A 21,332-nucleotide genomic window follows, 5' to 3' on the forward strand; every position below is an offset into this window, starting at 1 on the left:
TCAATCCATTATTTCACGGAAGCCCTCTTTTGTCCAACTCCTCTTTGATGAAGGCATCATATCATGTCTGGATGATGTCGAAATCACAGAAATCACGGAAATCTTTTATCCACGGATCACACGGAGAGCGGATTTTTTAATGTCGCACAGAAATCACGACAATCTTAAAATAATCTTTAACGAAAATCTTTTCTGTGTCATCCGTGTGCTCCGTGGATTACTTCTTGACGATGATGCGGAAGGTGGTGCCGTGATGGGGTTCGGTGGCTTTGACGAAGATGCGTTCCTTGTCACTACGAAGCTGGAATCTATGGTTTGAGCTGAAAGAGCATCAAATTGCTTCATAATCGAAAAAAATGCTTTAAAAGCAGTCAGTTTCTCAGAATATTTTTATACTTTTGCAGTGTCAGAGTCTTATTTATTTCTAAATCCAATACTAAATAGATATAATTTCTGACATTGCAAAATCCTGAGCGAATCGACACTTCTGCTTGTCAAAGCAAGTAACCGGCTGTGCCGCTTAGCTACACTAAGAACTTTTGTTGCTTAGGGGTTTATAAAAACATTAAATTATAGTATTACGGGAATTAGGTTATATTAATAAATAATTGACTAAAAAATGAAACTATCCTTATTATCAACAATTCTTTTCCTTTGCATGTCATCTGCAGCATGTGGGCAAAGTAAAAAAGACAATTTTGATTTCAACTGGCGATTCATCGAACAAGACGTAAAGAATGCGCAAGACGCACAGTTGGACGATTCCAAATGGAAACGAATAAACTTGCCGCACGACTGGGACATATTCCATGCGCCCGCAAAAGACGCACCATCAGGCAATGACGGAGGATACTTCCCCGGAGGCATCGGATGGTATCGCAAGCAGGTGAAGGAATCAGAACTGAAAACAGACAAAGGCGAGACAATATGGCTTCATTTCGAAGGCGTGTATCAGAATTGCCAGGTGTATGTCAACGGTGAGCATGCAGGCGGTCATGCTTATGGATATACGCCATTCAAAGTCAACATCACTCCTTTTGTCAAAAAAGGCACCAACACCATTGCTGTGCGAGTGGACAACTCGCATCAACCTAACTGCAGATGGTACAGCGGTTCGGGCATATATCGCCATGTGTGGCTCGAAAAATATGATGAAAACAAGATAGACAATCCTGAAAAGCTGTTCGTGCGCACAGACAGCATCTATGGCATGTCAGGAGATGGTACCCATGCTGATTCAGCTACCGTGAGCATAGCATATGAGGGACGACAAACAGAAAGACGAGTGCTCAAAGATGTGGAGCTATGGTCACCGCAGCATCCTAAACTTTACGACATAAAAGTTGGACAGCTAACCATAAGGCATGGAGTGCGAGCTTTCAGTTATGATGCAAAAAGAGGATTCTTGCTCAACGGGCAGCCAACGCTCATCAATGGAGCCTGCGTGCACCATGACGATGGAGTCATCGGATCCATGGCATACGATGCGGCAGAAATACGTAAGGTCAGGCTGATGAAAGAGGCTGGATTCAACCTCATACGAACATCGCACAACCCTCAGACACGAGCTATGCTCGATGCTTGCGACAGCATCGGCATGATGGTCATCGATGAGGCGTTCGACGGATGGAGGTCTGAAAAGACCAAGTACGACTATCACCTCGTCATCGACTCATGTTACAGGGAGGATCTTACCGCCATGGTGCTGCGCGACCGCAATCACCCATGTGTCATATCATACAGTATCGGAAATGAAGTCATCGAACGAAAGGACATACGTGTCATACACACAGCGCAAACTTTCAAGGATGTTGTGACATCTCTCGATCCAACACGTCCTGTCACAGAGGCACTATGCTCATGGGATAGCGACTGGGAGATATTCGACCCGCATGCGGCAGTGCTCGACATAGTGGGCTACAATTACATGATGCACAAGGCAGAAAGCGATCACCTGCGATGCCCCGAACGTGTGATGTGGCAGACAGAGAGTTATCCGCGCGATGCGTTCGCCAATTGGAAACACACCTCTGAGCGTCCATACATCATTGGCGACATGGTATGGACCGGACTCGACTATCTCGGCGAGTCGGCCATCGGGCAGTTCCACTACGAAGGGGAACAACGGGGCGAGCACTACCAAGCCAAGCACTTTCCTTACCACGGGGCATATTGCGGCGATGTCGACATCACTGGCTGGCGCAAACCTATATCGCATTACCGCGACATGCTGTGGAACGCTAAGGATGGCTCTCCATACATTTACCTTGCTGTGAAAGAGCCCGACAACTACCGCAACGGACATGTCACAGAAACGCTGTGGTCTGTATGGCCCACATGGGAGTCGTGGAACTGGAGCGGATGGGAAAACAAGACCATCGAAGCCGAAATATACACCAAAGCACCAAAGGTGCGCCTGTATCTCAACGATAGTCTCGTGGCGGAAAGGAATGTCAGCATGGCCACACAATACAAGGCAGTCATCCCGCTGCAATATCAGCCAGGCACCCTTAAAGCTGTGTCGCTTGATGCAGATGGCAACGAAGTGAAGGAAAGCATACTGCGCACAAGCGGAATGCCTGCAGCCATTAGACTCACACCAGATCGCAAACAAATACATGCAAACGGGCAAGACCTTGCCTATGTCACGCTCGAGGTGACTGATGCCAAAGGAAATGTCGTGTCAGACGCAGACATCCAACTGACTGTAAGCGTGTATGGTAAAGCCTCGCTCCTTGCTGCTGCCTCTGCAAATTTGAAAGATATTGAGCCTAAGACCTCTGCCAATGTGACAACATACAAAGGACGAGCAATCATTGTCGTAAAGAGCGGAATGAATGCTGGCAAGGCTACAATCAAGGCATCATCCGCAAATCAAGCCATATCAGGAACAACAGCAGTGTCTGTCATGGCACAAAGATGGACAATACCTCAAAAATGACATAGGGACAATTGACACGGGGATAGATCAATGTTGCCAATTTTAAGTAAAATAATAAACAAAAATCTTTCTCCGTGTTGTCCGTGTGCTCCGTGGATTTTTTTGGGGTAGCCTGAAGGCTAGAAATCTTTGGAGGAAATCTTTAATAAAATATGGCCTTGGCCAGAAATCTATCATTGGAATTTAGACGGAATTTATGCAGAAATAAAATCTTTAAAAAATCTCTAACCCATAACCCATAAACTAAACACTCCGTGCGCTCCGTGGATTACTTCTTGACGATGATGCGGAAGGTGGTGCCGTGATGAGGTTCGGTGGCTTTGACGAAGAGGCGGCCGGCATGGTACTTCTCGATGATGCGCTTGGAGAGGGAGAGGCCGAGTCCCCAACCGCGTTTCTTGGTGGTGAATCCAGGGGAGAATATCTGCTTGGCGATGGATTTGGTCATTCCGCAACCGGTGTCGGTCACGTCGAGGATGATGGATGTGGGACGGTCGGTGAGGACGAGGGATAGGGTGCCTTCCCCCTGCATGGCATCGATGGCATTCTTACATAGGTTCTCTGTCACCCACTCGAAAAGGGAAGGGCAGAGGGGGACCATGACGGGATGGGAGGGGAGACTGACCTGAAATGACACATGCGATGAGGTGCGCTTGCGGATATAGGTGGTGACGTCGGTGAGGAGACGACAGATGTCGGTGGGCAGCAGCTCAGGAACGGCACCAATCTTGGAGAATCGGTCGGCGATGGTGTTGAGACGGGAGACGTCTTTCTCTATCTCCCCCACATAAGGGTCGGTGGGGTATTCCTCCTTGAGGATCTCTACCCATGCCATGATGCTGGAGATGGGGGTGCCCAACTGATGGGCGGTCTCCTTGGAGAGTCCCACCCATAGCTTGTTTTGTTCGGTGCGCTTGAAGGAGACGAGGGCGAGGATGGCGATGATGACAATGCCTCCCACAATACCGAGTTGGATGAGTGGCCATACGGTGATGCGGCGTATCATGGTAGAGTCGTCGTAACAGACGAGTTGGAAACCTCCTGGCTTGTTGCCGTCAATCTTGACGTAACGACCTGCAGCTTTCATCTGTTGTGCGCGTCGGGTGAGTTGCGCGATGGCGTCGGCACGGTCGGTGGCTTGGATGCTGATGTTACGGTGGTCGGTGACGTTGCCGTCTTGGTCGATGACGATGACAGGGATATTGTTATTGTCTTCGATGACATGGAGCACCAGGGAGAGATCGGTGTTCTGGTCTGCATTGTTGAGGGTGTGGAGTGCATCCGACCATAGCTCCATGCGCTTGTATTCTTCTGCTGCGAGGTCGTTTGCCAGCCATTTGGACACCAGTAGTGAGGTCACTGCCACCAGTAGTGCGGCAGCGACAAGGGCAGTTTTGAATTGCTGTTGTCGGTTAATCCATGTCATCTTTAATATAACGCACGTGTATATATAATATTGTGTAGGCGTAGCTCTTTTTTTACCCTTAACCATCGTCGTGCCCTTGGATGTTAACTACGTGATTCCTTGGTTTCGTGTTTACTTGGGGAGATAAGGAATTTTGTGGAAATGCGTAAAAAACTGCGGTGACTTCTGAAGCGCTATTGATACGGTTAAGTTCAAGGTTAAAGTCAAAGTTACAGTGGAAAACAGGGGGAAATGTATGGAAATGATAAAGAAATGACGTTAAAAAGTGAAAAAAAAGAGTGAACTACTCTATAATTCATAAATAATTTGTACCTTTGCAGTCCGTAATAGTGCGATTATGTGTAGTTTAGAGACTTTCAAAATAGATCTGAAGGCAATGAAAACCGATGAAATGCATCGGGAGTACACCCTTGACGATGCATTTTTCAAGGCTCTCAACGCCTCGGAAGTGAAGGGCGGAGCATTGCATGTGTCGGTGTCTATACGCAAGGCAACCGGCTTTTTCGAACTCCAGTTTCATACCGAGGGCACAGTCACCGTACCTTGTGACTTGTGTCTTGATGACATGAGTCAACCCATCGTGACCGACAATATGCTGATTGCGAAACTGGGTGCGGAGACCAATACCGACGATGATGAGGTTGTGATAGTGGACGAGAACGAAGGAATACTCGACACGTCATGGCTCATCTATGAGTTTGTGGCACTTGCCATACCCATCAAGCACGTTCATGCACCTGGAAAATGCAATAGTGCGATGACGCAGAAGCTCGCTGAGCTGAGCGGTGCCGTCCGAAGCGGCAAAGAGGAGGCAAAGGAAGCAGACCCTCGCTGGGCCGCACTGGCGAAACTGAAATTAGAAGAATAACAAAAAAAAGATTAAAGCATTATGGCACATCCTAAAAGAAGACAGTCAAAGACCCGTACTCTCAAACGTCGTACCCATGACAAGGCAGTAGCTCCCACATTGGCAGTATGCCCTAACTGTGGCGCTTATCACATCTACCACACCGTATGCCCCACTTGCGGATACTACCGTGGTAAGATTGCTATCGTAATGGACGAAGGCGCTGAGTAAGAAAGATGGGAAAAATCAACGCAATAATCACTGGTATTGGCGGATATGTGCCCGACTACGTGCTCAACAATGAGGAGTTGTCGCGCATGGTTGACACCAATGACGAGTGGATTATGACACGCGTTGGCATCAAGGAGCGCCGCATCCTTACGGAGGAAGGTCTGGGCACCAGCTACATGGCACGTAAAGCAGCCAAGCAGCTGATGCAGAAGACCGGCGTAGATCCCGATACCATTGACGCCGTGATTGTAACCACATCGACGGCCGATTATAAATTCCCGTCAACAGCCAGCATTGTGCTTGGTAAGCTTGGCCTGAAGAATGCTTTCGCATTCGACTTCTGGGCTGCATGCTGCGGATTTCTTTATACGCTCGACGTGGCAGCGTCTATGATTCAATGTGGACGCTATAAGAAAATTATCGTGATTGGAGCCGACAAGATGTCGTCGGTGGTTGACTACAAGGACCGCGCTACCTGCCCGCTCTTCGGAGACGGTGCTGCCGCTGTGCTGGTAGAAGGCACCGAGGAAGAGAATATCGGTGTGATGGACTCCTACTTCCGTGCTGACGGTAAGGGACTTCCGTTCCTGCACCTGAAAGCCGGCGGTTCTGTTTGTCCTCCAAGCTATTTCACCATCGATCACCGGTTGCACTACCTCTATCAGGAGGGACGCACCGTGTTCCGCTATGCTGTGACCAATATGAGCGATGACTGTGCCCTCGTGGCAGAGCGCAACGGACTGAACAAGGATAACATCCAGTGGGTGGTTCCTCATCAGGCAAATATGCGCATCATCGAAGCTGTTGCCAAACGCCTCGAGCTTCCTATGGATCAGGTGATGGTCAACATAGAACACTACGGCAATACTTCTGCCGCCACTATCCCCTTGGCACTCTGGGAAAACGAAGCCAAACTGAAGAAGGGAGACAACATGATCTTCACTGCCTTCGGTGCAGGATTCGTTCACGGAGCAAGCTACTACAAGTGGGCTTACGACGGCGCGAAATAATACACGTCAAGACCCTGACGGGGGCTATTGAACCTAAGGGCTCAATGGCTCCCGTCGGTTTCTTCATAAACTGAAATGGACCCATCTGCGGTCCGCACCATCCATCCACAAAGAAACTACAACAGATGCACAAGGCAGGATTCGTAAACATAGTAGGCAACCCCAACGTGGGAAAATCGACGCTCATGAACCAACTCGTGGGTGAACGCATCAGCATCGCTACCTTTAAGGCACAGACCACTCGCCACAGAATCATGGGTATTGTCAATACAGACGATATGCAGATCGTGTTTAGCGATACACCAGGAGTGTTGAAACCCAACTACAAACTGCAGGAGTCGATGCTCGCCTTCTCGGAATCGGCATTGCAGGATGCTGACGTGCTGCTCTATGTGACCGATGTGGTGGAGAACCCAGAGAAGAACATGGATTTTCTGGAGAAGGTGCAGAAGATGAAAATCCCTGTGCTGCTACTCATCAACAAGATTGACGAGAGCGACCAGAAGACGCTGGGAGACATCGTGGAGAAATGGCACACGCTGCTGCCTAACGCAGAAATCCTGCCCATCTCCGCGAAAAACAAGTTTGGAGTGGATATGCTCCTGAAACGCATCAAAGAACTGTTGCCCGACTCACCGCCCTACTTCGACAAAGAGCAGTTGACCGATAAACCCGCTCGCTTCTTCGTGTCGGAGATCATCCGCGAGAAAATCCTGCTCTACTACGATAAGGAGATACCCTATGCAGTGGAGGTTCGCGTGGAACGCTTCAAGGAGACAGACCGGAATATCCATATCAATGCTGTGATCTATGTGGAGCGCGACAGCCAGAAGGGCATCATCATCGGCCACCAGGGTGTGGCGCTGAAGAAAGTGAATACCGAGGCTCGCAAGGCATTAGAGAAATTCTTCGGCAAATCCATCTTCCTTGAAACCTTCGTCAAGGTGGATAAAGACTGGCGATCATCGCAACGCGAACTCGACTCGTTTGGTTATAATCCGGAATAAAAAAGAATTCGGAAAAGACAGTCGGTACCCCCTCTTACCCTATCAGCAAGAGGCCCTCACAAGGCCCATGTACAACAAAAAAACAGAAACAACAAGAGCAAAAACAGATATGGCAAATTTAGTAGCTATCGTTGGACGCCCTAATGTGGGCAAATCCACACTTTTCAACCGTCTGACCAATACCCGCCACGCTATCGTCAGCGATGAGGCAGGTACCACACGCGACCGACAGTATGGCAAATGTGAATGGAACGGACGCGAATTCTCCGTAGTAGATACAGGAGGATGGGTTGTCAACAGCGACGACATCTTTGAGGAAGAAATCCGCAAACAGGTGCTGGTGGCTACCGAAGAGGCTGACCTCGTGCTCTTCCTCGTAGATATCCAAAACGGACTTACCGACCTCGACGTGGATGTGGCAAATATTCTGAGACGTTCGAAACTGCCCGTTGTGCTCGTAGCAAACAAGGCAGACGACGGTAAACACCTCTATGACCAGTATGAGTTTTACAGACTCGGACTGGGCGACCCCTATTGCGTGAGTGCAGCAACGGGTTCGGGAACAGGCGACCTGCTCGACCTCGTGGTGTCGAAACTCTCTACCGATGAGATTGACGATGTGGCAGACGGAACGCCACGCTTCGCCGTGGTGGGCAGACCTAATGCCGGTAAATCGAGCATCATCAACGCCTTTATCGGTGAAGACCGCAATATCGTGACAGATATTGCCGGAACAACGCGCGACTCTATCTATACGAAATACGATAAATTCGGATTCGACTTCTATCTGGTGGATACTGCCGGTATTCGCCGTAAGAATAAGGTGTCGGAAGACCTGGAGTTCTATAGTGTGATGCGTTCCATCCGTGCCATTGAGAACAGCGACGTCTGCATCTTGATGATTGACGCCACACGAGGCATTGAGGCTCAGGATATGAACATCTTCCAATTGATACAGAAGAATAATAAGTCGCTTGTTGTAGTGGTCAACAAATGGGACTTGGTGGAAGATAAGTCGCAGATAGCGGTGAAGACCTTTGAGAATGCCATCCGCCAACGCATGGCACCTTTCACCGATTTCCCCATCGTGTTTGCTTCAGCCCTGACCAAACAGCGCATCTTCAAAGTGTTGGAAACTGCCAAGCAGGTGTATCTGAACCGCACCATCAAGATAGGAACATCGAAACTCAACGAGGTGATGTTGCCACTCATCGAGGCGACTCCGCCACCCTCTATCAAAGGTAAATACATCAAGATTAAATATGTGTCGCAGGTGCCCAATACGCAGATTCCAACCTTCGTGTTCTACGCCAACCTGCCACAGTATGTGAAAGAGTCCTATAAGCGCTTCCTGGAAAATAAATTGCGCGACAACTGGACGCTTACGGGAACACCCATCAACGTCTTTGTGCGTCAGAAATAACACCGCAGAAACAATGAAACACATCATCACGATGATAACCCACCTGAAGGCGAAGCACCTCTCCGTGCTTTGCCTTCTCTGCTTGTGGCCACTTACCGCTTGCCACGAGGAACCTAATCCCGATGACCTTGCCCTGCAGGCTGCCAAAGGTTACTACGACGAACTCCTTGCGGGCAACTACGAGGCTTTTCTCAACGGTAAAGCCACTGCCGACTCTATGCCGCAGAACTACCGCAGCCAAATGGTTCTGGTTTATCGCAACTACATGGAGGAACAAAAAGAAAACCACGGCGGACTCCATCAAGTGACTGCCGTTCGTGCGCAACGCGACACCACCCTCCATTTCACACATGCCTTCCTCCTTCTCCATTTTGCCGATTCCACCAAAGAGGAAATCACCATCCCCATGGTTGAGGTGAAAGGACAATGGAAGATGAAGTAAGACGAAGAATATTATAAAATTGCCGGAAAGTGGATTGTACTTTCCGGCAATAATTATTGAGAGTGGATGGTGAGAGATTATAGGCAGAAACCGATGCCGATACTGGAGGTGTGGGCCTTCGGGCCTTGTCCTCCCTTGAATAATGGTGTGAGTCCTGTGGTGAAGCGAAACATGAAATCACCACATCCCATGTAGGCTTCAAAATTGACTCCTGCTGTGTGGATGCTCAGATCGCGTGCGGAGTTGAAGGTGTCGTGCTTGGTTTTGTAGCGTGCATGCTCTTTGTCGCGAAACTCAAACGAGAAACCAGCACCGATGAAAGCATCGCGACGACCAAGATATTGCTGGTATTCCAACATGACGGGGATGCGCATCGACCAGTAACTCATATAACTCTTGCGGATGCGTTCTTCCGCTTCAACAGGTTTGACGGTTGCCACATCATCCTCCATGAATAGCGCATGACCGCTGTCGAAAGCGTGGCGTGTGTATCCCACCTGCATGCCTATTGCCAGTCCGATATTGTTCTGACGGTTGAAGGGGATGGCTACGTTGAGGGCGCCAATGCCAATTTCGTAGGAGTTGGAATTTTTTGTGTAGAGCGATTGGTCTGCAGAGAATGAAAAGGCATCGCTTGTCAGATAGCGGTAACCGACATAGAAGTTGGCATTGTGTGCTTCGAATTTCTTACGTTTGGATCGTTCCCATGATGAGCGGAGGAAGGGAGACGAAACGTAGATCTGACTCACTTCCTGTCCATCGACGTAGGTTGTTTCGCTGATTTTCTTCAGTTCGTTGCCGTTGTTGTTATAAACGCCCACGGTTGTCGCTCCGTCTTTTTCGTTGACCACAATTTGTTTGTCGTTGACTACAAAGGTGGTGTCCTGCGCAGTTTCTGCCATTGTGCAGCCTGCTCCTATGATGGTGAGCAGTGCAGCGAGAAATGTTGTTTTTTCCATATTTTGTGTTTCTTTTATGATTCGTTTTATCGTGTGTAACAGAGTTTCATGATGTCGTCGGGCTTGATATTTCCCTCAATATAGATAAGGGCACCCCGTCCACCGGCAGCGTTGCTGAAGAGAATGTAGCGCTCCATGCCCGACGGAAGTGTGGGCATCATGTAGTATCCGCCTGTGATGTGTCCGTCTTCTACCACTTCACGTATTTTCTTCGCCCTCTTTCGGTCTGTTTTCAGCAGTGCGTCGATGGCCTTCCCCTGTGTCTTATAGGTCAGACTCTTATAGACGTGGAGTTGATAGCCCCGAAGTCGAGCATCGTACATTTCCACCATTTTGCATCCTTTCTCATGACCGTATCGGGTGAAAGCCCTATCTATTTCGAGTCCGGTCTGTGCGTGGACGGTAAGCATTGATATGGTGGTCCATAATACTGTGAATAATAACCGTTTTATCATATCTCGTATCATTTTTACGTTGTCAGTTGATTTCATCGAGTGCGCCAAAGGCTTCCTCGTCGGTGATGGCTACCAGTTGCAGTGCCTGTTCAGCCTCTTGTTCCACGATGTGCTGATTGGTGGTGCGCTGTCCGTCAATCACGGCAAAGTTGCGATCTTCTTTTTCATCGGGCCAAAACAGTCCAGTAGCCAGTAGTAGCGATGCTGCCACAGCTCCTGCCAACCACCATTTCCTGATGTGGTGGAGGCTGATGGTTTTGTGTTTTACCTGTGTTTCGGCAGGCAGACAACTCTTTTCCGCTTCGCTATCGACGTAGGCAAAGAGGGCCCGCAGCGGTAGCCATTCGTCGGGCAAAGATTGTGCTGTGCGGAAGAAGTGGCGCAGTTGTCGCTCTTCGTCAGCTGTAGTCTCGCCGTTCATGTATCGGTCTATCAATACCTTCACTTTGTTTCTGTCGATCATCATCTTATTGTCATTTTAATAAATTCCTGTCTGATAGTCTTTCGTGCCCTTGACAGACACTGGCGGATGTTTTCTGGTGATGCTCCCGTGATGGAGGCAATCTCTTCGGTCTCGTAGCCCTCGATGTCTTTCAGTCGTAGCACTTGAGCTTGTAGGGCAGGCAACCGATTGATGATTTCGCATATGAGTCGCAGTTCGTCTTGTCGTTCCACATGTCGGGTGGTTTCTTCTGAGGATGGTTCTGCCGTTGGTCGCCCGTATTCCAATTGTTTGTGGCGTTGCTCGTCGATGGTTTTATGGTGTAGCATGTTCAGTGCCAGTGCCTTCGGGTTAGGGTGCCTGTCGAGTTGCTGGCGCATGCTCCACAGTTTGAGCATGACCTCCTGTACCAAATCTTCGGCTGAGGCGTCATTCCCATTCATGTGTTTAGCAGCTTCCATCAGTGTCGGTCGCAGCACAACGATGCGCTTGTTGAACTCTTCGAGATCCATGTTATTTTTTTCCGTGACTCATCTATAAAACGTATGATGGGCGAGTTTTGTGACACGCGAGCTAATTTTTTTTTTGTTTTCTCCTGTGACAGATATAAAAACGCAAAAAAGATCAGTTTCCAAAAATATTCGACCACATCGACCACAGAATGTGGTAAGCGTATCCGCCTCATATATGCCCATCTATAATGAAGGATGTCGCTCTGAAATAAAACTGATTGAAATTTTTGGGTAATAACGTTTTGACAAGGTGTTGTTCAATAGTTAGCAAAAGTATTGTCCAACGTTTGGTAAAGGTATTGCCCAACGTTTAACAAAAGTATTACCTAACGTTTTACAAAGGTATTTTCAACGTTTGATAAAAATATTATCAAGGTTTGAGGAAAAGGTGATAAACTTACAACTCCCATTTATACATCGATATACATGGCTCGCTAAGTTGGTCCGGGTTGATGATAGATGCAATAGGTGTGGTCGATGTGGTCGAAGGGTGGTCGAAATTCTTGGGCTTCGACCACCATTTAACGCTCAGAACTACTGCGTGTTATACGGTAGTGGTGTTCGAGTGGTCGAAATTTTTTGAAAACTCAAATTTCTGTATGCATTGCGCGCGAACATATTATATATTATGGAAATCTCTTTAATAGTAATGATAATTCTCGGTTTGCACTACCTTGGCAACCGTGTTGCGAAGATACTCCCGCTCGGAAAAACTCAAATTTATTTGGTTTTTCTCTCACTTAATCGTACCTTTGTAGGCAAATAGAATGAAAAAGTGGATTTACTGAATCATATCACTTATCCAGATGACTTGCGCAAACTGAAAGTTGAACAACTTCCATTACTCTGTAAAGAACTGCGCAACGATATCGTTAAAGAACTATCTGTCAACCCCGGACATCTGGCATCAAGCCTCGGAGTCGTGGAGCTGACGGTAGCACTGCATTATGTCTTTAATACTCCCGAAGACCGCATCGTATGGGATGTAGGCCATCAGGCATACGGCCATAAAATACTGACAGGCAGACGCGAAAAGTTCTGTACCAATAGAAAACTCGGAGGCATCAAACCCTTCCCGTCGCCAGAGGAAAGTCCATACGATACCTTTGCGTGTGGTCACGCGAGCAACTCTATTTCGGCAGCACTCGGTATGGCTGTTGCAGCAAAGAAAACTGGAAATACCAACAGACATGTGGTGGCTGTTATAGGAGACGGAGCACTTAGCGGCGGCCTCGCCTTTGAAGGTCTCAACAACGTCAGTTCGTCGCCCAACGACATGCTTATCATTCTCAACGATAACAATATGTCGATAGACCAGTCGGTGGGAGGCATGAAGCAATATCTGCTCAACCTCAGTACCAACGAAACCTATAATGCACTGCGGTTTAAGATTTCAAGTAAACTGCATCAATGGGGACTACTGCCCGAAGACCGACGCAAAGGACTCATCCGACTGTCGAATGCCATGAAATCTGCCATCAGCCATCAGCAGAATATCTTCGATGGCATGAACATCAGATATTTTGGACCGTTCGACGGACATAATGTCGGAGAACTGGTGCGCATACTGAAACAGATGAAAGACATGAAAGGTCCGAAACTGTTGCACCTCCACACACAGAAAGGACACGGTTATGCACCAGCAGAACAAGACGTAACGACTTGGCACGCACCTGGAAAATTCGATCCTGCCACAGGAGAAAGACTCGTTGACCAGTCACCCGACAAACCACAACGCTATCAAGATGTGTTCGGACATACGTTGCTGGAACTGGCAGAGCAGAATCCGAAGATAGTGGGAGTGACTCCTGCCATGCCCACAGGATGCTCCATGAATATCATGATGCAAGCCATGCCAGACCGCACTTTTGATGTGGGAATAGCCGAAGGACACGCTGTGACCTTCTCAGGGGGAATGGCGAAAGACGGGCTCATCCCCTTCTGCAATATCTACAGCGCCTTTGCACAACGTGCTTTCGATAATATCATACACGATGTGGCACTGCTCAAACTGCATGTAGTGTTCTGTTTCGACCGGGCAGGACTGGTGGGCGAAGACGGACCAACACACCATGGAGCCTTCGACTTGGCAGCACTCAGACCCATTCCACATCTTACTATCGCATCGCCCATGGACGAACATGAACTGCGCCGGCTGATGTACACCGCACAACTGCCCGACAAAGGGCCGTTTGTCATCCGCTATCCACGTGGCGGAGGAGTATTGCACAACTGGCGTTGTCCACTTGAGGAAATCGCAGTGGGCACAGGACGTAAACTTAAAGACGGACACCATACTGCAGTGCTCTCCATCGGACCGATTGGTAATCATGTGACAAAAGCCATCGAAGACCTTGATGTGGCACACTACGATATGCGATTCCTCAAACCCATCGACGAGAATATCCTTGCCGAAGTGGCAGAACACTTCGACCGCATCGTCACCGTAGAAGATGGAGTGAAAGACGGAGGACTCGGTTCTGCCGTAGTAGAATGGATGGCAGATCATCACTACCATCCCGAAGTAATCAGACGGGGATTGCCCTCCGACCATTTTGTGGAACATGGAACTGTGGCACAACTCGATCACCTTGTAGGACTGGATGCCGAGGGCATCCGCAAAGCCATTATATCATGAAGATTGTAATAGTCGGAGCAGGTGCCGTAGGTGTGCACCTGGCAAAACTGCTTTCACGCGACCATCAGGATTGCGTGCTTATCGATGCCAATGCCGAACGACTGGCTGACCTCGATAGCAAGTTTGATATCATGACCGTTGTGGGATCTCCCACAAGTATCAAAATACTGCGCGAAGCTAATGTAGATAAAGCCGACCTCTTTGTGGGAGTCACTCCCGACGAGAGCCAGAATATGAATGCTTGTATCATTGCACATTCGCTGGGAGCGAAGAAAACCGTGGCACGCATCGACAACTATGAATATCTCGCTCCAAACCTTAAACCCTTCTTCGAGAAGATGGGCATCAACTCGCTGATCTATCCAGAAGTTCTGGCAGCCATAGATATTACCAACGGACTCAAAATGTCGTGGGTCAGACAACGATGGGATGTGCACAACGGGGCACTCGTCATGCTCGGCATTAAACTGCGAGAGACCTGCGAGATACTCAACCAACCACTGCGCGAACTATGTGGACCAACAGAACCGTACCACGTAGTGGCTGTGAAACGCAACGGAGAGACACTTATTCCCGGTGGTAATGATGAACTCCGCACAGGAGACCTCTGTTATTTTATGACCACCAGTGAATACATACCCTATGTGAGAAAATTCACCGGAAAGGAACACTATGCCGATGTGAAGAACGTGATTATCATGGGAGGCAGCAAAACCGCTGTGCGCGTGGGACTGACACTGCCTGAATACATGAATCTGAAAATCATAGAGAAGAACGAACAACGCTGTGAACGACTCAACGAACTGCTGTTGGACACCGATGCCATGGTGATTCACGGTGACGGACGCGACCTCGGACTGCTTCAGGAAGAGGGAATACAGAACACACAGGCGTTTGTCGCACTGACCGACAATGCAGAAACAAATATCCTTGCCTGTCTTACCGCCAAACGGTTGGGCGTGAGGAAAACCATCGCCATGGTGGAAAATCTCGACTATGTGGAGATGGCAGAGAGTCTGGACATCGGTACCATTATCAATAAGAAAACCATTGCTGCCAGCCATATCTATCAGATGATGCTCGACGCTGACGTCAGCAATGTGAGATCGCTGATGATGGTCGATTCTGACGTGGCTGAGTTTGTGGCTGCCGAAGGATCGAAGATTACCAAAAAGCCAGTGAAGGATCTCGGACTGCCGATTGGTGTAACGATCGGTGGACTGGTGCGCAACAATCAAGGAATCCTTGTCAATGGATTCACACAGATAGAACCGGGCGATTCTGTCATGATGTTCTGTCATGAGCACAACCTGAAAAATCTCGAAAAATACTTCAAACCATCGACAATATGGTAGAGGCGAAGTTACTATACAAGATTCTGGGATCACTGCTCATCATGCTTGGACTGCTGATGGGCGGATGTGCCCTCATGGCGGGATGCTACCAAGAGGATGACATCATGGCATTTCTCATCTCGTCTCTCTTCACTGGATGTTGCGGCTTCATATTCAAATACTTGGGACGTAACGCAACCAACGACATGAGCCGGCGAACTGCTTATCTCGTAGTCACACTATCGTGGCTGCTCTATAGCTTGTTTGGAATGTTGCCCTATATCATCGGAGGATACATCAACAGCGTGACAGATGCCTACTTTGAAACCATGTCGGGATTTACCACTACGGGAGCCACCATCCTCGACGATGTGGAGCGACTGCCCCACGCATTACTCTTCTGGAGATCTCTGTCACAATGGATTGGTGGACTGGGCATCGTATTCTTCACCATTGCCATTCTACCCTCGTTGGTGGGCGGAAGCGTCAAGGTGTTTGCCGCTGAGGCTACTGGCCCTGTGCGCACCAAGATGCACCCACGGTTGAGCACCAATGCTAAATGGATTTGCAGCATCTACCTTGTGCTTACTGTAGCTTGTATCCTTTCGTATTATGCGGCGGGGATGGAATGGTTTGACAGTGTGAACTATTCAATGTCAACTACTGCAACGGGAGGATTTGCACCCCATAACGACAGTGTGGAACACTATCATAGTGCTGCCGTAGAATATGTGTCACTCTTGTTCCAATTTCTATCGGGAATCAACTTTACCTTATTATATATAGTAATCTTTAAACGGCAACTGCGACAACTGGTGCAAAACTCGGAGTTCAAACTCTATCTCTTTGTAGTGTCTTTCTCAGCTATCGTTATCATGGCCATACTGATCTATAATAATGGTTACGGCACAGAACGCGCTTTCCGATGTGCCTTGTTCCAAGTGGTGTCGTTTATTACCACCACAGGACTCTTCAACGACGATGCTGGAGCGTGGCCCCATATCACTTGGGTGATACTCGGCATATGTATGTTTCTTGGAGCTTGTGCCGGAAGTACCAGTGGCGGATTCAAATGTATCCGCGGTTCGATGGTACTCAAAGCCATGCAGAATGAGTTTCGGCAGATACTCCATCCCAGTGCCGTACTGCCTATCAAGGTCAACGGACAGAATGTGCCTTCTTCAAAGGTGGCGACGCTATTGGCTTTTTTTGCACTCTATGTGGTGATGTGTCTTATTTCCGCTACTATTATGATTGCTGCCGGCATTGACAATACCAATGCCATTACGATAGCGCTGAGTTGTATGAGCAATGTCGGACCAACTCTCGGAACAGAGATCGGTCCTGTGATGTCGTGGGCAGGACTGCCTGATGGCATCAAATGGATCTGTTCGTTTCTCATGCTTGTAGGACGTCTGGAAATCATGTCGGTTATGGTGCTCTTCACTCGTGGCTTCTGGACCGACAATTGAATACAGCAGAATAAATACCCTAAAGAACTTATATTAACGAGAGAAAAAATGAAAGCATTCAAATTTCAACCGCTGCTCAAACAGACACTCTGGGGTGGCGACCGCATCATTCCCTTCAAGCATCTCGACGCAAAAATGGATAACGTTGGCGAGAGCTGGGAGATTTCGGGAGTGAAGGATAATGAAACCATAGCCGTGGGTGACGGACGTTCGCTCAATCAATTGGTGAATGATATGAAGGAGAAACTCGTGGGAAAGGCCAACTACGAGCGTTTCGGTACCGAATTCCCATTACTCATCAAGTTTATCGATGCACGACAGGACCTCTCTATCCAAGTGCATCCCACCGATGAAATAGCCCATCGCCAAGGCAAGAGTCGCGGTAAAACCGAAATGTGGTTTGTGATGGATTCTGCACCAGAGGCCAAACTCTATAATGGACTGAAGATGCAAATCACACCAGAACAGTATAAAGTGATGGTGGCTAATGATACTATCTGTGATGCATTGGCGCAATATCCTGTCAAGGAAGGCGACTGTTTCTTCATTCCTGCGGGACGCATCCATGCCATTGGCGCCGGATGTTTCCTGGCTGAAATACAGCAGACCAGCGATGTGACTTACCGTATTTATGATTTTAAGCGAAAGGATAAAGACGGAAACTACCGTCAGCTACACACCCAAGAGGCTTCGGAGAGTATTGATTATACGGTGCTTCCCGACTATCGTACACGCTATGAGGCACGCAAAAACGAGGGGGAACTGCTGGTAGAGTGTCCTTATTTCAATACTGCTGTCTATGATTTGGACGAACCCATGACCATTGATTACAGCGAACTCGACTCGTTTGTCATCTTGATAGGCATGAAGGGTGAGGGTACGCTGACTGTTGATGGCGAGAATATGCCGTTTCGCGAAGGAGAAACTGTATTGGTACCTGCCACCGCCAATGAGGTGCGTAGCGAGGGAACTATCAAATTCTTGGAAACCTACGTGCTCTCTTGAGCAAAGAAAGTGTGCTCCTGAATATCAGGATTGCATTATATCGGGATTCGGGGAGTCGCTATCGTCGGTTGTAGCAGATGACGCATCGAGATAAGCCGACAGATCGGCAAGCAACCGAAGGAATGGTTGTGAGACCTGACACCCTGTATTCTTCTTTAACATCTGACGGATGTCCTGCAACGAGTGTTCGTAGCAGGACATCTCGTTTTTACGTTGGGTATGGTGACAGGAAGTGCGCATGATCTCATCCTGTCGCTCCTGCCGCAGTCGATTGCACACTTTAGTGAGTATGGGCACCACCACATTGTCGAAGAGCGAGTGGCCCTGAATATAGAGATAAGTAGTGTCGGGAGTAATTCCCAATGCCTTGATGTCTTCTTTGGTCTGAAGGTATTGAACCTTATTGCCTGGGAATTGATTCTGTAAGAGGTGAACGCGCGAAGTAACCTTACGGCGCAGATGGTCGATAGAGGTTTGTGGATGTCCTACGCTGAAGCCTCCAGGGTCAGTAACTCTTGAAAAATCGGTAAGCGAGAAACGGTTGTGGTTGCCGGTGCGATAAGCCCATACCGACCAAACGAAGAGTGGAAAGATGGCTTGGCTGTACTGCTGGAAATAATCTTCGAAATCGAAAATACGATGGTCGTTGAGGGTTACTGCCACACAAACTTCATGGAGCGATGGCGCATAACACTGCATATTCTCTATAGCATAAGCATAGGTGTGGAACACGTATGGGCTTTCCAATATCTTTTTCGACTGAGGAGTGCGGCCTTGCATAAGGTAGTCGTAGTCAGCATCAACGCAAGCTATCATGTCTTCGCCCACATGTCCTTCTACAAAATTCATCAGCACCGACTTCTTCCCACGTTCCAGTTTGCGGTGTGAGGGCAACATCACTTCAAAGTAGCGTTGCTCATTTTCATAGCGACTGAGCACCGTCCGCCAGAAATAAATATCATCGTAACTCTCCACGTAAGCCACAATGCGCCTACGTGCTTGTTTCGATGTCAGCCTGTTGGCGGCTTCGAAATACTGGCTGTTGATATGATCTGTCAGTCTGCTGCTCATACCGTAATATCGCTGACCTCTGTCACCTTATCCAACCATCCGCTCATGATGACGGCAGGTGAGTGGGTGGTGAGTATGATCTGAACATTCGGGTTAAGCTCTACGATGAGCTCGATGAGGCGTTTCTGCCATTCGATGTGTAGCGACACTTCTGGTTCATCCATGAAGAGCACATAGGGCTGATGGTCCTCTACAAGTACGGTGAGTAGGATGACAAGCATCTGCTTCTCACCGCTCGACAACTGGTAAGGCAGTAGCGTCTCGCCAATCTGTGTGAAACGAATTTCATTCTCTTTGCGTACCATCTTCTTACCTGTTTCGGCAAAGAGTTCATCAACCATGTCTTGGAAACGCTTTTTAGGTTCTGACAACTGCTGAGCCATGTGGGCATCGCCCCGTTGCAGGGCTTCGATAATACGGTTGCCGATGTTCACCTGATAGTCGAGATATTTGCGTTGAAGCTGGTAGAGTTGCAGATCGAGTAGTGAACCGCCCCCTACGCCAGCCAGTACTGACAAGGCTTGGTGTATGAATCCCTCACTCTCGGAGAATGTCTGCGAGAGGTTGCTGTCGAGTGAACGAATCAAGTCAAAGCGGATATGTGTGGCATCTTCGGGTGCGGTAGTCAGATGTACGCCTTTCAACAGATGGTTGACAATATCGCCGTTTACCCCAACGCTTCTTACCACCTTGTTGAGAATGGTGGATTTGCCCACGCCGTTGATGCCGCTGAGGACATTGACTTTCGGATCGAGGTCCCAGACAATGTGTTTCTTGCCACTCCAAAGAGCATCGATCTCTATCGTTTTGATATAGTCTGCATACTTCTGCATAGTCTTAAGTTTTATGTCTGTCACTATTATGTCTGCCACTAAGTTAATGCTTATAGAAGCGTTATTTCATGCTTTCAAACCTATGTGGTTTGTTGGGTGGCTATCTGTTGCAAAGATAGTGTAATTCGTGAAAATTTCCAAATTCGCACTCGATGTTTGTGGAAAAAAGTCTTGTTTTTAGGTAATTTTATCCATTCAGATTCTAATTTTATCCTTTCTGTTTCATTATTCCGGCAGATTATAGTACTTTTGCCGCATGAAAACAAGTAAAGCCTTAATAGCCCATCTCGCCATGTTTGGAGCTTGTGCGGGTTGGGGATTAATGTCGCCAGTAGGCAAAGATGCAATGCTCCATGGATTTGATGGTATTACGATGGTTAGCTTTCGTGTGGCAGGAGCATGTCTGCTGTTTTGGATTGCTTCGTTGTTTGCTCCGAAAGAGCAGGTGCCATGGCGTGACCGTCTGATGTTTATCGGTGCAGCTCTTACGGGTTTGCTATTCAATCAATGTTGTTTTACTATCGGACTGAGCATCACTTCACCTATTAATGCGAGCATCGTCACTACGTCGATGCCTATCTTTGCCATGATATTGGCGGCACTTATCCTGCGTGAACCCATTACCGGCAAGAAGGCGTTAGGAGTGTTGATGGGATGCAGCGGTGCTTTGATTCTTATTCTGAGTTCGGCAGCTCATGCTGACGCACGTGTTGGAGATATACGTGGCGATTTGCTTTGCTTGTTTGCGCAGTTCTCGTTTGCCCTTTATTTATCGTTATTCAATCCGCTCATCAAGCGTTATAATGTGTTTACGGTCAACAAGTATATGTTCTCATGGGCTACGCTGATGCTTCTCCCGCTTAGTTCTTACCATGTCTATGGGGTAATCAGCCAGCCTATTCCGTTGCTGACCTGGATAGAAGTGGGTTATGTTGTGGTGTGTGGCACGTTCTTCTGTTATATTCTGACCATGATAGGTCAGCGCACGTTGCGTCCCACGGTGGTGTCGGTCTATAACTATGTGCAACCTATTGTGGCTGTTGCGGCTTCACTCATCATGGGTATTAGTACGATGAAGCTAACTCATGTTTTGGCTGTGGTGCTGGTGTTCAGCGGTGTTTGGCTGGTGGTTAAGTCAAAGTCGCGCAAGGATATAGAAGAGGAACGTCAGGAGAAAAAGAACGTTTGATTCTATCTTGTTTGACCGATAGGAAATCGGTTTGCCGTTTTTCAGCATATTCCCGACCTTAAGATTTGAAAAAATATAAGCGCACACCTATTATT

General features: G+C 48.2%; 20 protein-coding genes. 13 read left to right on the forward strand and 7 right to left on the reverse strand.

What is annotated here, in order from left to right:
* Both CIK89_RS13690 and CIK89_RS00565 read left to right on the forward strand, forming a co-directional pair.
* The coding region (locus CIK89_RS13690; RefSeq protein WP_216820457.1) for a hypothetical protein at positions 1-319 on the forward strand (319 nt) is incomplete at its 5' end.
* Between the two features lie 300 nt (positions 320-619).
* Positions 620-2,941 carry a glycoside hydrolase family 2 TIM barrel-domain containing protein gene (locus tag CIK89_RS00565; RefSeq protein ID WP_094389493.1) on the forward strand — a complete coding sequence of 774 codons (2,322 nt, stop codon included), beginning with the start codon at positions 620-622 and terminating at the stop codon, positions 2,939-2,941.
* Positions 2,942-3,209: 268 nt separating this feature from the next.
* Here the strand turns inward: CIK89_RS00565 and CIK89_RS00570 are convergent, their stop codons facing one another.
* Complete coding sequence (locus CIK89_RS00570; protein ID WP_173824937.1) at positions 3,210-4,367, reverse strand: PAS domain-containing sensor histidine kinase; 1,158 nt, start codon at positions 4,365-4,367, stop codon at positions 3,210-3,212.
* Between the two features lie 376 nt (positions 4,368-4,743).
* On the opposite strand from CIK89_RS00570, the gene CIK89_RS00575 reads away from it, so the two are divergent.
* The 6 genes from CIK89_RS00575 to CIK89_RS00600 all read left to right on the forward strand — a co-directional run bounded on the left by CIK89_RS00575 (position 4,744) and on the right by CIK89_RS00600 (position 9,327).
* Positions 4,744-5,235: a DUF177 domain-containing protein gene (locus CIK89_RS00575; RefSeq protein WP_336410091.1), complete on the forward strand. Its 492-nt coding sequence runs from the start codon at positions 4,744-4,746 to the stop codon at positions 5,233-5,235.
* 21 nt (positions 5,236-5,256) lie between these two features.
* Positions 5,257-5,445: a 50S ribosomal protein L32 gene (rpmF, locus tag CIK89_RS00580; RefSeq protein ID WP_094389495.1), complete on the forward strand. Its 189-nt coding sequence runs from the start codon at positions 5,257-5,259 to the stop codon at positions 5,443-5,445.
* Positions 5,446-5,450: 5 nt separating this feature from the next.
* Positions 5,451-6,455: a beta-ketoacyl-ACP synthase III gene (locus CIK89_RS00585; RefSeq protein ID WP_094389496.1), complete on the forward strand. Its 1,005-nt coding sequence runs from the start codon at positions 5,451-5,453 to the stop codon at positions 6,453-6,455.
* A gap of 125 nt (positions 6,456-6,580) precedes the next feature.
* Complete coding sequence (era, locus tag CIK89_RS00590; protein ID WP_094389497.1) at positions 6,581-7,462, forward strand: GTPase Era; 882 nt, start codon at positions 6,581-6,583, stop codon at positions 7,460-7,462.
* Positions 7,463-7,571: 109 nt separating this feature from the next.
* Entirely contained in the window at positions 7,572-8,885 is a 1,314-nt protein-coding gene (gene der, locus CIK89_RS00595) for a ribosome biogenesis GTPase Der (protein ID WP_094389521.1), read from the forward strand.
* A 13-nt stretch (positions 8,886-8,898) separates the two neighbouring features.
* A complete protein-coding gene (locus tag CIK89_RS00600; RefSeq protein ID WP_094389498.1) occupies positions 8,899-9,327 on the forward strand; it encodes a hypothetical protein in 429 nt (142 codons plus the stop codon).
* A gap of 77 nt (positions 9,328-9,404) precedes the next feature.
* Here the strand turns inward: CIK89_RS00600 and CIK89_RS00605 are convergent, their stop codons facing one another.
* Genes CIK89_RS00605 through CIK89_RS00620 form a run of 4 tightly spaced genes read right to left on the reverse strand, consistent with a single transcriptional unit; the run spans position 9,405 to position 11,695 of the window.
* Positions 9,405-10,286, reverse strand: coding sequence for a hypothetical protein (locus tag CIK89_RS00605; RefSeq protein WP_094389499.1), 882 nt, complete (start codon positions 10,284-10,286; stop codon positions 9,405-9,407).
* A 26-nt stretch (positions 10,287-10,312) separates the two neighbouring features.
* The gene (locus CIK89_RS00610) at positions 10,313-10,741 is read right to left on the reverse strand and encodes a hypothetical protein (RefSeq protein ID WP_254046574.1); all 429 of its coding nucleotides are present in this window, start codon (positions 10,739-10,741) and stop codon (positions 10,313-10,315) included.
* Between the two features lie 22 nt (positions 10,742-10,763).
* Positions 10,764-11,207 carry a hypothetical protein gene (locus CIK89_RS00615; RefSeq protein WP_094389500.1) on the reverse strand — a complete coding sequence of 148 codons (444 nt, stop codon included), beginning with the start codon at positions 11,205-11,207 and terminating at the stop codon, positions 10,764-10,766.
* The gene (locus tag CIK89_RS00620; RefSeq protein ID WP_094389501.1) at positions 11,204-11,695 is read right to left on the reverse strand and encodes an RNA polymerase sigma factor; all 492 of its coding nucleotides are present in this window, start codon (positions 11,693-11,695) and stop codon (positions 11,204-11,206) included. The genes CIK89_RS00615 and CIK89_RS00620 overlap by 4 nt, the downstream gene beginning before the upstream one ends.
* Positions 11,696-12,470: 775 nt before the next feature.
* Between CIK89_RS00620 and dxs the strand changes: the two genes are divergently transcribed.
* Genes dxs through CIK89_RS00640 form a run of 4 tightly spaced genes read left to right on the forward strand, consistent with a single transcriptional unit; the run spans position 12,471 to position 18,144 of the window.
* Entirely contained in the window at positions 12,471-14,333 is a 1,863-nt protein-coding gene (gene dxs / locus CIK89_RS00625; RefSeq protein ID WP_094389502.1) for a 1-deoxy-D-xylulose-5-phosphate synthase, read from the forward strand.
* Complete coding sequence (gene trkA / locus CIK89_RS00630) at positions 14,330-15,688, forward strand: Trk system potassium transporter TrkA (protein ID WP_094389503.1); 1,359 nt, start codon at positions 14,330-14,332, stop codon at positions 15,686-15,688. Before dxs ends, trkA begins: the two co-directional genes overlap by 4 nt.
* Positions 15,682-17,139: a TrkH family potassium uptake protein gene (locus CIK89_RS00635; RefSeq protein ID WP_094389504.1), complete on the forward strand. Its 1,458-nt coding sequence runs from the start codon at positions 15,682-15,684 to the stop codon at positions 17,137-17,139. Before trkA ends, CIK89_RS00635 begins: the two co-directional genes overlap by 7 nt.
* A gap of 48 nt (positions 17,140-17,187) precedes the next feature.
* Positions 17,188-18,144 carry a type I phosphomannose isomerase catalytic subunit gene (locus CIK89_RS00640; protein WP_094389505.1) on the forward strand — a complete coding sequence of 319 codons (957 nt, stop codon included), beginning with the start codon at positions 17,188-17,190 and terminating at the stop codon, positions 18,142-18,144.
* Between the two features lie 24 nt (positions 18,145-18,168).
* Here CIK89_RS00640 and CIK89_RS00645 read toward each other — a convergent pair whose 3' ends face one another.
* Both CIK89_RS00645 and CIK89_RS00650 read right to left on the reverse strand, forming a co-directional pair.
* Entirely contained in the window at positions 18,169-19,215 is a 1,047-nt protein-coding gene (locus CIK89_RS00645) for a DUF4435 domain-containing protein (protein ID WP_094389506.1), read from the reverse strand.
* On the reverse strand, positions 19,212-20,048 hold the full coding sequence (locus tag CIK89_RS00650) for an AAA family ATPase (RefSeq protein ID WP_094389523.1): 837 nt from the start codon (positions 20,046-20,048) through the stop codon (positions 19,212-19,214). The genes CIK89_RS00645 and CIK89_RS00650 overlap by 4 nt, the downstream gene beginning before the upstream one ends.
* 256 nt (positions 20,049-20,304) lie before the next feature.
* On the opposite strand from CIK89_RS00650, the gene CIK89_RS00655 reads away from it, so the two are divergent.
* Positions 20,305-21,237 carry a DMT family transporter gene (locus CIK89_RS00655; RefSeq protein WP_094389507.1) on the forward strand — a complete coding sequence of 311 codons (933 nt, stop codon included), beginning with the start codon at positions 20,305-20,307 and terminating at the stop codon, positions 21,235-21,237.
* Positions 21,238-21,332 lie beyond the last annotated feature (95 nt).

The organism is Prevotella sp. P4-119 (assembly GCF_002251345.1).
GTDB lineage: Bacteria > Bacteroidota > Bacteroidia > Bacteroidales > Bacteroidaceae > Prevotella.